The sequence below is a fragment of the Burkholderia arboris genome (assembly GCF_902499125.1).
GTDB classification, from domain to species: domain Bacteria; phylum Pseudomonadota; class Gammaproteobacteria; order Burkholderiales; family Burkholderiaceae; genus Burkholderia; species Burkholderia arboris.
Genome location: NZ_CABVPX010000017.1, coordinates 13,339 through 27,337, shown reverse-complemented (window position 1 = coordinate 27,337; position 13,999 = coordinate 13,339). Strand labels below are relative to the sequence as shown.

14 protein-coding genes are annotated in these 13,999 nt (G+C 68.1%); 4 read left to right on the top strand and 10 right to left on the bottom strand.

The annotated features are described in order from the left end of the window. Positions 1–121 precede the first annotated feature (121 nt). Genes tyrS through BLA15945_RS20755 form a run of 3 tightly spaced genes read left to right on the top strand, consistent with a single transcriptional unit; the run spans position 122 to position 2,504 of the window. A complete protein-coding gene (gene tyrS / locus BLA15945_RS20765) occupies positions 122–1,363 on the top strand; it encodes a tyrosine--tRNA ligase (protein ID WP_059236118.1) in 1,242 nt (413 codons plus the stop codon). Continuing rightward, a complete protein-coding gene (gene dtd, locus BLA15945_RS20760; protein WP_059236116.1) occupies positions 1,360–1,818 on the top strand; it encodes a D-aminoacyl-tRNA deacylase in 459 nt (152 codons plus the stop codon). Before tyrS ends, dtd begins: the two co-directional genes overlap by 4 nt. Before the next feature lie 23 nt (positions 1,819–1,841). Continuing rightward, on the top strand, positions 1,842–2,504 hold the full coding sequence (locus BLA15945_RS20755) for a histidine phosphatase family protein (RefSeq protein ID WP_059236114.1): 663 nt from the start codon (positions 1,842–1,844) through the stop codon (positions 2,502–2,504). A 54-nt stretch (positions 2,505–2,558) separates the two neighbouring features. Here BLA15945_RS20755 and BLA15945_RS20750 read toward each other — a convergent pair whose 3' ends face one another. The 10 genes from BLA15945_RS20750 to BLA15945_RS20705 form a co-directional block, all read right to left on the bottom strand. Next, complete coding sequence (locus BLA15945_RS20750; RefSeq protein WP_174993262.1) at positions 2,559–3,686, bottom strand: ParB/Srx family N-terminal domain-containing protein; 1,128 nt, start codon at positions 3,684–3,686, stop codon at positions 2,559–2,561. 157 nt (positions 3,687–3,843) lie between these two features. Further along, positions 3,844–4,797 (bottom strand): oxygenase MpaB family protein, encoded by a 954-nt coding sequence (locus BLA15945_RS20745; RefSeq protein ID WP_174993261.1) that lies wholly within the window; start codon positions 4,795–4,797, stop codon positions 3,844–3,846. A gap of 24 nt (positions 4,798–4,821) precedes the next feature. Further along, on the bottom strand, positions 4,822–5,892 hold the full coding sequence (gene ruvB, locus BLA15945_RS20740) for a Holliday junction branch migration DNA helicase RuvB (protein ID WP_059236108.1): 1,071 nt from the start codon (positions 5,890–5,892) through the stop codon (positions 4,822–4,824). A 111-nt stretch (positions 5,893–6,003) separates the two neighbouring features. After that, a complete protein-coding gene (gene ruvA, locus BLA15945_RS20735) occupies positions 6,004–6,585 on the bottom strand; it encodes a Holliday junction branch migration protein RuvA (protein ID WP_059236106.1) in 582 nt (193 codons plus the stop codon). 165 nt (positions 6,586–6,750) lie between these two features. After that, positions 6,751–7,293, bottom strand: coding sequence for a crossover junction endodeoxyribonuclease RuvC (gene ruvC, locus BLA15945_RS20730; protein WP_039361444.1), 543 nt, complete (start codon positions 7,291–7,293; stop codon positions 6,751–6,753). A 151-nt stretch (positions 7,294–7,444) separates the two neighbouring features. Then, positions 7,445–9,010 (bottom strand): bifunctional phosphoribosylaminoimidazolecarboxamide formyltransferase/IMP cyclohydrolase, encoded by a 1,566-nt coding sequence (gene purH / locus BLA15945_RS20725; protein ID WP_059236104.1) that lies wholly within the window; start codon positions 9,008–9,010, stop codon positions 7,445–7,447. Between the two features lie 45 nt (positions 9,011–9,055). Then, entirely contained in the window at positions 9,056–9,289 is a 234-nt protein-coding gene (locus BLA15945_RS20720) for a Fis family transcriptional regulator (RefSeq protein WP_006476892.1), read from the bottom strand. Then, a complete protein-coding gene (dusB, locus tag BLA15945_RS20715) occupies positions 9,286–10,353 on the bottom strand; it encodes a tRNA dihydrouridine synthase DusB (protein WP_059236102.1) in 1,068 nt (355 codons plus the stop codon). Before dusB ends, BLA15945_RS20720 begins: the two co-directional genes overlap by 4 nt. Positions 10,354–10,491: 138 nt before the next feature. After that, entirely contained in the window at positions 10,492–11,679 is a 1,188-nt protein-coding gene (locus BLA15945_RS20710; protein WP_059236100.1) for a UbiH/UbiF/VisC/COQ6 family ubiquinone biosynthesis hydroxylase, read from the bottom strand. 37 nt (positions 11,680–11,716) lie between these two features. Continuing rightward, positions 11,717–13,102, bottom strand: coding sequence for an aminopeptidase P N-terminal domain-containing protein (locus BLA15945_RS20705; RefSeq protein ID WP_174993260.1), 1,386 nt, complete (start codon positions 13,100–13,102; stop codon positions 11,717–11,719). Between the two features lie 182 nt (positions 13,103–13,284). On the opposite strand from BLA15945_RS20705, the gene BLA15945_RS20700 reads away from it, so the two are divergent. Next, positions 13,285–13,899: a glutathione S-transferase family protein gene (locus BLA15945_RS20700; protein ID WP_059236096.1), complete on the top strand. Its 615-nt coding sequence runs from the start codon at positions 13,285–13,287 to the stop codon at positions 13,897–13,899. The last annotated feature ends 100 nt before the right edge of the window (positions 13,900–13,999 follow it).

Sequence of the window (13,999 nt, the reverse complement as noted above, 5' to 3'; positions counted from 1 at the left end):
CGGCGCGGGCCGGTGCCGCGCGCCTTGCGCCCGATTATCCGCGCAACCTGACGTGTCGTTAAGCGATGCGCGCGCAAGTTATGGGAAAATCCCTGTTTTTGCGACATTCTTCCTGGCACCGATGAGCACCGAACCCAGTTCCAAGCCTGTTTTCCCGATCACCGACGAAGTCCGGCATGCGCTCGCCGTCACGAAGCGCGGCGTCGACGAGCTGCTGATCGAGGAAGAGTTCGCGCAGAAGCTCGCGCGCAGCGCGGCCACGAACACGCCGCTTCGCATCAAGCTCGGCCTCGACCCGACCGCGCCGGACATCCACATCGGCCACACGGTCGTGCTGAACAAGATGCGCCAGCTGCAGGACCTCGGCCACACGGTGATCTTCCTGATCGGCGATTTCACGTCGCTGATCGGCGATCCGTCGGGCCGCAATGCGACGCGCCCGCCGCTCACGCGCGAGCAGATCGAATCGAACGCGAAGACCTACTTCGAGCAGGCTGCGCTCGTGCTCGATCGCGACAAGACCGAAATCCGCTACAACAGCGAATGGTCGATGCCGCTCGGCGCGGACGGGATGATCAAGCTGGCGTCGCGCTACACGGTCGCGCGGATCCTTGAGCGCGAAGACTTCACGAAGCGCTTCCAGGGCGGCGTGCCGATCTCGATCCACGAATTCCTGTACCCGCTGATGCAGGGCTACGATTCGGTCGCGCTAAACGCCGATCTCGAACTTGGCGGTACCGACCAGAAGTTCAACCTGCTGGTGGGCCGCGAACTGCAGAAGCAGTACGGCCAGGAACAGCAGTGCATCCTGACGATGCCGCTGCTCGAAGGCCTCGACGGCGTCGAGAAGATGTCGAAGTCGAAGGGCAATTACGTCGGCATCAGCGAGAAGCCGACCGACATGTTCGGCAAGCTGATGAGCATCTCGGACACGCTGATGTGGCGTTACTTCGAGCTGCTGTCGTTCCGCAGCCTCGACGAGATCGCCGGCTTCAAGCGTGAGGCCGAAGGCGGTCGCAACCCGCGCGACTTCAAGGTGCTGCTCGCGCAGGAAATCGTCGCGCGGTTCCATTCGCAGCCCGACGCCGAGCGCGCGCTCGAAGACTTCAACCACCGCGCGAAGGGTGGTGTGCCGGACGACATTCCGTCGGTCACGCTCGCCGGTGCGCCGCTCGCGATCGGCCAGCTGCTGAAGCAGGCGGGCCTCGTGCCGTCGACCAGCGAAGCGCTGCGCAATATCGAGCAGGGCGGCGTGAAGATCGACGGCGCGACGGTGTCGGACAAGGGGCTCAAGGTCGAAGCCGGCGAATTCGTCGTGCAGGTCGGCAAGCGCCGCTTCGCACGCATTACGCTGACCGCATGATCGCGCTGATCCAGCGCGTCAGGCGCGCCGACGTGCGCGTCGGCGACCGCACGACGGGCGAGATCGGTGCGGGCCTGCTCGCGCTGGTCTGCGCGGAGCGCGGCGACACCGAGGCCGCGGCCGACAAACTGCTTGCGAAGCTGCTCGGCTACCGGGTGTTCAGCGATGCGGCCGGCAAGATGAACCTGCCGGTGTCGAACATCGACGGCGAGGGCCGCGCAGGTGGCCTGCTGCTCGTGTCGCAGTTCACGCTGGCGGCCGATACCAACAGCGGGCTGCGTCCGAGCTTCACGCCGGCCGCGCCGCCCGACGAAGGCGCGCGGCTGTTCGACTATTTCGTCGCGGCCGCGCGGGCGCGTCATCCGGTCGTCGAGACGGGCGAGTTCGGCGCCGACATGCAGGTGTCACTCGTCAACGACGGCCCCGTGACGTTCTGGCTGCAAGTGCGGCCCTGATTCTTTCCCGGAGACGCGCCGCGATGGCCACCACGCAGATTCTTTTCATCCGCCATGGCGAGACCGCCTGGAACCGCATCAAGCGCATCCAGGGCCATATCGACATTCCGCTGGCCGACACGGGGCTCGCGCAGGCAAAGCGGCTGGCTGTCCGGCTCGAGCGAGAGGCGCGCGAGGGCGCGCGGATCGATGCCGTGTATTCGAGCGACCTGATGCGCGCGCAGCAGACCGCACAACCCTTTGCCGATGCGCTCGGTCTGCCGCTGCAGCTCCGCGAAGGGTTGCGCGAACGCTCGTACGGCGCGTTCCAGGGACACGACAGCCCCGAGATCGAGACGCTGTTTCCGGACGCATATGCGGCCTGGCAGACGCGCGACCCGGGCTTCGCGCCGGAAGGCGGCGAGTCGCAGCGCGCGTTCTATCACCGCGTGCTGCATGCGCTCGAGCCGATCGTCGCCGCGCATCCGGGCGGCCGGATCGCGTGCGTCGCGCACGGCGGCGTGCTCGACTGCGTGTACCGCTTTGCGAACGGGATCGAGCTGTCGGCGCCGCGCACTTATCAGCTGCTCAACACGAGCATCAACGTCGTCGATTACGTGGACGGCCGCGCGCAGGTCGTGCAGTGGGCCGACGTGTCGCATCTGGAAGCCGCGAGCGACGACGACGGGTACCGCAAGGTCCTCTGAACCCCTGCGCCCCGGCCGGCCCCGCCGGCCGGGGTTTCTGCGACTGCGTGACGCTTATTGCGGCAACGCGTGGCGCGTCTTGTAGTCGAGCGCGTACGCGATCTTGCCGGGCTTGTCGGCCGTGACCGGCTGGCGCAGCTTGTCGAATTCCCCCTTGTTGTACTTCTTCCCGCCGTTGATCGCGTCGGCACGCCCGAGGTCGGCGCCCGTCTTGCCGTCGATCACCGGGTCCGTCGCCGCGACCATGCGCGTCGACGCATTCCAGACTGCATTCACGTAGCCCGTGTCGGCTTTCGCCGGATCGGGATCGGTCGTGCCGCCGCGCGTGAGGTCGTAGTTCGCCAGCGCGAACGTGCCCGGCTGCGCGCGCAGCCAGTCGGCCCAGTAGAACTCGAGATAGTCGGTGGCTTGCGCGGGCTTGCTGTAGCCGATGTCGCGCGTGAAATAGACGAGCGACCGGTAGCGGTCGTTCGTCATCCCGAGTTTCAGGCCAAGCCCGGCCGGCAGTTGCGCGGTCGTGATCGGCTTGCCTTCGCCGTTCTTCAGGCGCAGGTAGCCGCGGCTTTGCATCTGTTGCCAGAACGCGTCGCCCGAGTAGTTGCTGAGGTTGTCCTTGACGACGACGTGCACGTGCAGCGCCGGGCCACCGTCGGGCGTCTCGTAGTAGGTCGACAGGCCGTGGTGGCCGTCGGTCAGGTACAGCGCATCGCCGTTCGGGCCGATCACGACGGGATTCAGCACCGAGCGGTCGCGGGCGTTCGCGTCGGTCGTCGTGCACGTGTAGCTTGCGGGCTCGCGCAGCGACGATTTGGCCGTGTAGCCGCTCGATGCGACGCCGCCGAGCCCTTCGTCCGCGCAGAAGTCGTCGAATTTCTTGTCGGGCTGCAGTTCGTAGCGACCAAGCTTGTAGTAGATCTGGTCGTAGCCGATCGCGCCCTGCGTCGGATGGAGATCGCCGAGCGTGACGTCGATCAGGTCGCCTGCGCGGGCGGCCTTCCACTTGCCCGGTTGCGGCGTGGTGGTCGCGGGTGGCGTGGCGGGCGGCGCGGTCGTCGTGCCGCCGGCAGGCGTCTGCGCGTCCGTGCGCGCAACGGCGGCGACATCGTCGCCCCCGCACGCAGACAGGGCGAGCAAGGTGGACAGGCTGGCGGCAAGGGCGAGACGGATCGGCAGGCGTGGCATCGCGGGTATCGGGTGTCGGTCGGGTGGGCGGGGCACTGCGCGGGTATCGGACGGGGCGCACGGGACGTGCAGCACGTGCGACCGCGCGCGGGTGCAAGCCCGTCAGCTTGTCACAGGTATTTGACAGTAAATTGAAATGATCGGAGGAAGCCGATCGTCAGGCGGGCGGCGTGCCGTCGGAAGGGAGTGCGGTGGCACGGCGGCGCGCGCGCTTCGACGCGCCGTTGACGAGCGCCCAGCGCAGCACGGGGGCGACGGCGCGTATGCCGGGCCGGACCACCGCGCGCCGCAACGGCGCGAACGTCGACACGCCGAGCATGCGCTGCGCCCAAGGCGGCAGCAGGTCGATCCCCGCATGCACCATCAGCGACGCGGCCGGCCGCAGCGCAGGCTTCGCGACCGGTACGTTCAGCAGGATCGACATCACGTCGAACGTGTGCGGCCCGGCTTCGAGTTCGGGCTGCATGCGCGCGAAATACGCGGCTACCTCGGCGCGCGAACGGGGCACCTCGTGTGCGCCGAGCAGCTCGGCGATCAATGCCGTTTCGGCGTAGTAGCGATCTTGCTGCTCGCCCGACAGCGCCGGATTCACATAACGCAGATGCGCGACGAGGAAACTCGACACTTCCGCGACATGCACCCAGGTCAGCAGCGCCGGATCGTCGGCGCGGTACGGCCGCCCGTCGGGCGCGGCGCCCGAGATGCGCGCATGGATCGTCTTCACGCGCTCGATCAGCGCGAGCGCGTCTGCGCGGCTGCCGAACGTCGTGCCCGTGATGAACGTGGCGGTGCGCCGCAAGCGGCCGAGGATGTCGGTGCGAAAGGAAGAGTGATCCCAGACGCCCGCGAGTGCGAGCGGATGGAGCGCCTGCAGCAGCAGCGCGGCGATGCCGCCCGTCATCATCGACGTGAAGTCGGCATGGACGCGCCAGCAGACGGCGTCGGGGCCGAACAGCCCCGGGTCGCCAGGTGGCGACGAAAGATCGATCGACGGGCCGCCGCCGCCCACCGTCAGGTGCGTGATGCCGGCCACGAGCCGCTTGCGAATCGGCTCGGCCCAGCGCGGGCCCGGTGTGGGTGCGGCGGGGTGGCGGGCAGGCGGCGTGGTCATGGCGGGGGCGGCGCGGGCGACGGGTTACTTCCCGTCCGGGGTATTCCACTCGTCGCGTTCGGGGCGGCGGGCGTCGGGCACCGAAAGCCCGAAGTGCCGATACGTGAGCAGCGTCGCGACGCGCCCGCGCGGCGTGCGCTGCAGGAAGCCCTGCTGGATCAGGTACGGTTCGAGCACGTCTTCGATCGTGTCGCGCTCCTCGCCGATCGCCGCCGCGAGGTTGTCGATGCCGACCGGGCCGCCGTCGAACTTGTACAGGATCGCTTCGAGCAGCTTGCGGTCCATCAGGTCGAAGCCGACCGGATCGACGTCGAGCATCGCGAGCGCGGCATCGGCCACGGCCGAGGTGATCTGGCCGTCGGCCTTCACTTCCGCGAAATCGCGCACGCGGCGCAGCAGCCGGTTCGCGATCCGCGGCGTGCCGCGCGAGCGCTTCGCGATTTCCAGCGCGCCGTTCGGATCGATCTGCGCGTTCAGCAGCGACGCCGAGCGCCGCACGATGCGCGACAGCTGATCGGCATCGTAGAACTCAAGCCGCGCGACGATCCCGAAACGGTCGCGCAGCGGGTTGGTCAGCATCCCCGCGCGGGTGGTCGCGCCGACCAGCGTGAACGGCTGCAGGTCGAGCTTCACGCTGCGCGCGGCCGGGCCTTCGCCGATCATGATGTCGATCTGGTAATCCTCGAGTGCCGGATACAGGATTTCCTCGACGACCGGCGACAGCCGGTGGATCTCGTCGATGAACAGCACGTCGTTGGCTTCGAGGTTCGTCAGCAGCGCGGCGAGATCGCCTGCGCGCTCGAGCACGGGGCCCGAGGTCTGGCGCAGGTTCACGCCCATCTCGCGCGCGATGATGTGCGCGAGCGTCGTCTTGCCGAGACCCGGCGGCCCGAACAGCAGCACGTGGTCGAGCGGCTCGGAGCGGCGCTTCGCGGCTTCGATGAAGATCTCGAGCTGGCCGCGCACCTTTTCCTGGCCGACGTAGTCGTCGAGCTGGCGCGGCCGCAGCGCACGTTCGAACACCTCCTCGTGCGACGAGGTGGGCGTGGCGGCGATGATCCGCTGCTCGGTGGCGAGTTTGTCGGTTTCAATCATGCGGCCATTGTACCGCGCGCCGACGTCCGGCCTACCTGGCCGAACGGCCGACTGGCGGGTGCCGCGCCGCGGCGCGACACTGGCTTCGACGGCCGGATTGCCGAACGTGCGTTACACCTTCGACAGCGCCTTCAGCGCGAGCTTGATGCCTTCGGACACGCCGGTGCCGGCCGGCACGTTCTTGATCGCGGCCAGGCCTTCCTTCTCGGAGTAGCCGAGCGCGAGCAGCGCGTTGAGGATGTCGGTCGCGTGATCGGACGGCGATGCGGCCCCGGCAAGCGCACCGAGGTCGGCGCCGAGCTTGCCCTTCAGTTCGAGCAGCAGGCGCTCGGCGGTTTTCTTGCCGATGCCGGGCAGGCGCGTGAGGCGCGCGGCGTCCTGCATCGTCACGGCCTGCGCGAGCTCCTGCACGCTCATGCCGGACAGCACGGCGAGCGCCATGCGCGCGCCGATGCCGGTGATCTTCAGCAGTTCGCGGAAGGTCGTGCGCTCCTGCGGTGTCAGGAAGCCGTACAGCAGGTGCGCGTCCTCGCGGACGATCTGCTGCGTGAGCAGCACGATGCGCTCGCCCGTGTGCGGCAGGTTGTAGAAGGTGCTCATCGGCACGTCGATTTCGTAGCCGACGCCGTTGCAGTCGACGAGCAGATGAGGCGGGTTCTTTTCGAGCAGGATGCCGGCGATGCGACCGATCATGGAGGGCGGGATGCGAGGAATAAAGCGCGAGTGTAGCGCACGTGCGGCGCAATGCCGATGGGGCGGGACATCAGGCCGAAACGATGCGTGTCGCGGGTGCGCCGCGCGCGGTGGAAACGCTCACGGCGACCGGCCCGGCGTGCCGGGCGACTGCATACGCCGGCGTCAGCCGACCAGCCGCCCGCGCCGCACGCGCAGCCCCTTCTTCGCGAGCGCCGGCGCGAGGCCGCCGAGGGTGCTGAGCGTGTCGCCGCCGTGCGCATGGCAGATCGCCATGCCGAGCGCGTCGGCCGCGTCCGAGCCCGGTTGGCCGGACAGGTTGAGCAGGCGCGTGACCATTTCCTGCATCTGCGTCTTGGTCGCGCGGCCGTAGCCGACCACCGCCTGCTTCAGTTGCAGCGCCGTGTATTCGGCAACCGGCAGGCCGCCCGCAACGAGGCCGCAGATCGCGGCGCCGCGTGCCTGGCCGAGCAGCAGCGTCGACTGCGGGTTCACGTTGACGAACACCTTTTCGATCGCGGCCTGGTCGGGCGCATGTTCGCGCACGATCGTCGAGACGCCCTGGAAGATCGTGCCGAGCCGGGTGGCCAGGTCGGCCGTCGGCGTGCGGATCACGCCGCTCGTGACATAGGCGAGCCGGTGGCCGCTGACGTCGATGACGCCGAAGCCGGTGACGCGCAGGCCGGGGTCGATGCCGAGAATTCGCATGAGTGAGGAGAATTGCCTGATGCAGCGATACTACAACGAATGGTGCGTCGCGCCGGCCGCACGGTTGCATGCGGAGGCGCCGCGCAATAAAAAACCCGGCGGGTGCAACGCCGCCGGGCTTTCATGTTGCAGCCACGCGGGCCGCACGCGATCAGTGACGGAAGTGGCGCACGCCCGTCAGGACCATCGCGATGCCGTGCTCATCGGCTGCCGCGATCACTTCGTCGTCGCGCATCGAGCCGCCCGGCTGGATCACGCAGGTCGCGCCTGCCGCCACGACGACGTCGAGGCCGTCGCGGAACGGGAAGAACGCATCCGACGCGACGGCCGAGCCGGCCAGCGTCAGGCCCGCGTTCTGCGCCTTGATGCTCGCGATGCGCGCGGAATCGACGCGGCTCATCTGGCCGGCGCCGACGCCGAGCGTCATGCCGCTGCCGCAGAACACGATCGCGTTCGACTTCACGTACTTCGCGACGCGCCATGCGAACAGCAGGTCGTCCATTTCCTTCGCGGTCGGCTGGCGCTTCGTGACGACGCGCAGCTCGCTCGGCTGCACGTTCCGCGAGTCGAGCGACTGCACGAGCAGGCCGCCGCCCACGCGCTTCAGGTCGAATGCGTTATGGCCGTCGCCCAGTGCGATTTCGAGCAGGCGCACGTTCTGCTTCGCGGCGAACACCTGCTTCGCGGCGTCGGAGAACGACGGGGCGATCAGCACTTCGACGAACTGCTTCGCGACAGCCTGCGCGGCCGCTTCGTCGACTTCGCGGTTGAACGCGATGATGCCGCCGAACGCGGAAGTCGGATCCGTCTGGAATGCCTTTGCGTACGCGTCGGCCGAGTCGTTGCCGACCGCGACGCCGCACGGGTTCGCGTGCTTGATGATCACGCAGGCCGGCGCGTCGAACGTCTTCACGCATTCCCACGCCGCGTCCGAATCCGCGATGTTGTTGTACGACAGTTCCTTGCCCTGCAGCTGGCGGTAGTTCGCCAGTGCGCCGGCCGGCGTCGCGAGGTCGCGGTAGAACGCCGCGCTCTGGTGCGGGTTCTCGCCGTAGCGCAGGTCCTGCACCTTGTCGAACGCCATGTTCAGCGTGGCCGGGTACGCGCTGCGCGACGCGTGCTTCAGCTCGTCGGTCAGGCTCGTCAGGTAGTTCGTGATCGCGCCGTCGTATTGCGCGGTGTGCGCGAACACCTTCGTCGCGAGGCGGAAGTTGGTCGGGTAGCCGACCGTGTTGCCGTTCGCCTTCATTTCATCGAGCACGACCGCATAGTCGGCCGGGTCGACGACGACCGTCACGTCGCGGTGGTTCTTCGCAGCGGAGCGCAGCATCGTCGGGCCGCCGATGTCGATGTTCTCGATCGCGTCGGCGAGCGTGCAGTCGTCCTTCGCGATCGTCGCGACGAACGGGTACAGGTTCACGACGAGCAGGTCGATCGTCGGGATGCCGTGCTGTTCCAGCGCCTGCATGTGCTCGGGCAGGTCGCGGCGCGCGAGGATGCCGCCGTGCACCTTCGGGTGGAGCGTCTTCACGCGCCCATCGAGCATTTCCGGGAAGCCCGTGTAGTCGGCCACTTCGGTCACGGGCAGGCCCGCGTCGGCGAGGAGTTTCGCAGTGCCGCCGGTCGACAGCAGCTTGACGCCGAGGTCGGACAGCGACTTCGCGAAGTCGACGATGCCGGTCTTGTCGGAAACGGAAATGAGCGCTTGCTTGATCATGATGGAACCACCAATAGCCAGGGAAACGGGGACGGGACGGCCGGCTTACAGCAGGCCGTGCTGCTGCAGCTTCTTGCGCAGCGTATTGCGGTTGATGCCGAGGTACTCCGCGGCGAGCGACTGGTTGCCGCCTGCCTGTACGAGCACGACCTCGAGCATCGGCTTTTCGACGCAGGACATCACCATTTCATAGACGTCGTGCGGATTGGAGCCGTCTAGATCCCGGAAATACACGTCCAGGCTCTCGCGGACACATTGTTCGATGTTGTGCTTGCTCATGCTGCTAACTGGTTATGGTCGTCCGACTCGCCCTGGCCGTTTTCCTCTTCGTCATCGACGTAGACGAGGTGGTCCGACAGCGCTTTTTGCGCCTCGAAGAATGCATTGACGGCGGCGAGCTGCTCGCGGGAGGAATCGAGCGTGTTCATCCTGTGCCGGAACCCGTTGGCACCGGAAAGGCCGCGAGTGTACCAGCCGATGTGCTTGCGCGCAGTACGGACACCCGTGAATTCACCGTAGAAAGCGTAGTGGTCTTCCAGGTGTTCGTTCATCACGTGCTGGATCTCGTCGATCAGCGGCGGGGGCAGCAGTTCACCGGTTTGCAGGAAATGATCGATTTCGCGGAACAGCCACGGCCGGCCTTGCGCGGCACGACCGATCATCAGCGCGTCGGCGCCGGTTGCGTCGAGCACGGCCTTCGCTTTCGCGGGCGACGTGATGTCGCCGTTCGCGACGACCGGAATCCGAACGGCTGCCTTCACGGCCGCGATGGTGTCGTACTCGGCGTCGCCGCGGTACAGGTCGGCGCGCGTGCGGCCGTGCACGGTGAGCATCGAGATGCCGGCGGCTTCGGCCAGGCGCGCGACCGTGATCGCGTTCTTGTGCTCGCGGTCCCAGCCGGTGCGGATCTTCAGCGTGACGGGCACCGCATCGGGCCCCGTACCGACCGCCGCGACGACGGCCTCGACGATCCGCTGCACGAGCGGCTCGTTCTGCAGCAGCGCGGAGCCGGCCGCGACGTTGCAGACCTTTTTCGCCGGGCAGCCCATGTTGATGTCGATGATCTGCGCGCCGTTGTCGACGTTGTAGCGGGCCGCTTCGGCCATCATCGCCGGATCGGCGCCGGCGATCTGGACCGCGATCGGCTCGACTTCGCCTTCGTGGTTCGCGCGCCGCATCGTCTTTGCGCTTTTCCACAGCTGCGCGTTGGACGCGACCATCTCGGACACGGCGTAACCGGCCCCCAGCCGCTTGCAGAGCTGGCGGAACGGACGATCCGTCACCCCAGCCATCGGGGCGACGAACAGGTTGTTACGCAATACGTGAGGACCGATAGCGGGCATCGCAATGGCACCGCCCGCGACCGGCGCGGGCAGGGGAAGGGAAGACGGAAAACGAGCATTTTACCGTATTCCCATGCCCCGCCGATTTGACCCGGTTTGCCTGGCATGCCCGGGCAAACCGGGCGGCGCGCCCGCGTGTCAGTTGCGCTGGCCGAACATCATCTGGCGCGCGATCGCCTTCTTGAGCGGCGGCACGAATTCGAGTGCGGTCAGCGCCGCGCCGCGCAGCAGCGGAAGCGGGCCCGAGTCGATCGTAAACAGGCGGGCCAGCGTGTCGGTCGCACCGATCGTGAAGCGCCGGTCGAGCGCGCGGCGCGCGTTGAAGGTCGCGAGCGCGGTTGCTTCGAAGCCTTGCGCGGACAGCGCGTCGACGAGCGTATGCGCATCGCGCAGCCCGAGGTTGAGCCCCTGGCCCGCGACGGGGTGCAGGGTTTGCGCGGCATTGCCGACGATCGCGACGCGGCCGCTGACGAGCGTCGGCGCGGCGTTCAGCCCGAGCGGGAACGATGCGCGCCCGGCGATCGCGACGAACTCGCCCATGCGTGCGCCGAATACGCTGCCGAGTTCGCGCAGGAACGCGTCGTCGGGCAGCGCCGCGCGGCGTGCCGCTTCGTCGGGCGTACAGCACCAGACGAGCGAGTAGTCGGCCTGGCGCGGCCCGCCGAGCGGCAGCAGCGCGAGCGGGCCTTCGTGCGTGAAGCGTTCCCATGCGACGTTCGGGCGCGGCGCCGATACCGTGACCGTGCCGACGAGTGCGGTCTGCCCGTAATCGCGGCGATGCTTGGCCGTATCGGCCTGCTGTTCATGGAACAGCCCGCCTTCGGCATTGATGACGATCCGCGCGCGCAGCGTGCGCTCGCCCTGCGGCCCGTCGAGCGTCAGCGTGACACCGTCGGCGTCCTGCTGCGGCGCGCGTGCGGTGGTCGACGTGAGCCAGTCGACGCGCGTGCTGCGCACGGCGCCGGCGAGCGCCTGCACGATCGAGCCGTAGCGCACCACATAGCCGAGCGCGGCGAGGTCGTGCTCTTCGCGGTCGATCAGCGTGCGGCCGAAATGGCCGCGTTGCGACACGTGGATATGTTCGATCGGCGTCGCGTCGGCGGGCCACGCGAGCGTGTCGAGCAGCACGCGGCTGCCGTGCGACACGGCGATCGCGCGTGGGTCGTTCGCATTCGCGGCCGGTTCGCGCGCGTCGATCAGCGCGATCGATGCGTGCTGCGTCGCGCTGCGGCGTGCGAGCCAGCCGGCGAGCGCGAGCCCGACGGGGCCCGCGCCGACGATGGCGAGGTCGTAGTCCGGCGTGGCCGGGGAGGAAGCGGTCGTCATCTTGATTCGTGAAACGGTGGTAACGGTCGGCGGCCGGTCATGCGCCCGCGCGCATCAGCGCTTCGATCTCGTCGGCCGCGACGGGCACGCCGCGCGTGATCAACTCGCAGCCGTGCTCGCGCACGATCGCGTCGTCCTCGATGCGGATGCCGATGTTCCAGTATTCGGACGGCACGTCGTCGGCCGCGCGCACGTACAGGCCGGGTTCGACCGTCAGCGTCATGCCGGGCTTCAGCGTGCGCCACGGCAGCGCGCCATTGTCGTCGCGCTCGGCGAGCCGCTCGCGGTAGTCGCCGCAGTCGTGCACGTCCATCCCGAGCCAGTGGCCGGTGCGATGCATGTAGAAGCGCGAATAGGCGCGCTCGGCGATCACGTCGTCGACGGTCGAGAAGCGCGCTTTCGGGATGATGCCGGTGTCGAGCAGGCCCTGCGCGAGCACGCGTACCGCCGCATCGTGCGGCGCCTCGAACGGCACGCCCGCGCGCGTTGCATCGATCGCGGCCTGCTGCGCGGCGAGCACGATGTCGTACAGCGTGCGCTGCGCGGGCGAGAAGCGCCCGTTGGCCGGGAACGTGCGCGTGATGTCCGATGCGTAGCCGTCGAGTTCGCATGCGGCGTCGATCAGGATCAGGTCGCCGTCCTGCGCGGCCGCGTTGCCGGCCGGGTAGTGCAGCACGCACGCATTCGCGCCGGCCGCGACGATCGAACCGTACGCGGGCGATTGCGCGCCGTGCTTGCGGAACAGGTACAGCAGTTCGGCCTCGAGTTCGTATTCGCGGATGCCGGGGCGGCACACCTGCATCGCGCGGCGGTGCGCGAGCGCGGAGATGTGCGCGGCGCGCATCATGATCGCGAGTTCGTGTTCGTCCTTCACGAGCCGCATGTCGTCGAGCAGCGGCGTGAGGTCGAGCAGCGCGTCCGGCGCGGCGACGCCCGTGCGTGCCAACGCACGCACCGCATCGATCCAGCCGGCAAGCTGGCGCTCGAAGTCGGCCGATGCGCCGAACCGGTAGTGCACGGTGCCCGCGTCGGCGAGCAGGCGCGGCATCTCGGTATCGATCACGTCGACCGCGAATGCCGCGTCGAAACCGAACGCGTCGCGCGCGGCGTCGGGCCCGTAGTGAAAGCCTTCCCAGATCTCGCGGTCGACGTTCTTGCCGCGGCAGAACAGGATCGACTCCGGCGCGCCGTGCGGTGCGGCCGCGTTCAGCACGAGCACGGCATCCGGCTCGGTGAAGCCCGTCAGGTAATGGAAGTAGCTGTCGAACCGGTACGGGTAGGCCGTATCGCGGTTGCGCAGCAGTTCCGGCGCGGTGGGGACGATGGCGACGCCGCCGCCCGCGGCACGCAGTGCGGCAAGCACGCGTTCACGGCGCTGGCGGTAGACGTCGACGGCGATGGCGGTATCGAGGGGCGCATTCATCGTGCGATTGTAGCGCCGCGCGACGCGGTGCGTGAGAGTGGGGCCGGAAGCCGCACCGGAAGGCCCGCGCGGCGGCTGTTGCAAACCATCCACAGGCCGGACGGCCGATTTTCTGTCACGCGACGCTGGCCGGTTATGATCGACGACAACGTATACTCTCGGCGGTTCCCCAAAAAAGGCAGATGATGAAATTAATCGGTTCGCTCGGCAGCCCGTACGTCCGCAAGGCGCGGATCGTGCTCGCTGAAAAGAAGATCGACTACAAGCTGGAGCTCGAGAACGTGTGGGCGCCGGAGACGGATATTCATGCATCGAATCCGCTCGGCAAGGTCCCGTGCCTCGTGATGGAGGATGGTGCCGCGGTGTTCGATTCCCGCGTGATCTGCGAATACGTCGACACGCTGTCGCCGGTCGGCAAACTGATTCCGCCGTCGGGCCGCGAGCGTGTCGAGGTCCGTTGCTGGGAAGCGCTGGGCGACGGCGTCCTCGACGCGGCGGTCGCGATTCGCATCGAGCACACGATGCGCGACGAGGCGCAGCGCAGCGCGAGCTGGATCGCGCGCCAGCAGCGCAAGATCGACGACGGTCTCGTCGCGATGTCGCAGGGTCTCGGCGGCAAGACGTGGTGCGTCGGTAATCATTACACGCTCGCCGACATCGCACTCGGTTGCGCGCTCGGCTATCTCGACTTCCGGATGCCCGAGCTCAACTGGCGCGATCGCCACCCGAACCTCGACAAGCATTTCGTGAAGCTCCAGCAGCGGCAATCGTTCGCCGATACGCTGCCGCAGAACTGAGCGGTTGCCGGCCGCGCGTACGCGCATTCGGCAGACGAAAGAAAAGCGCCCCGCGGGGCGCTTTTCTTTTTGTCGCGCAGGCCGCCGCCGGAGCGGGGCG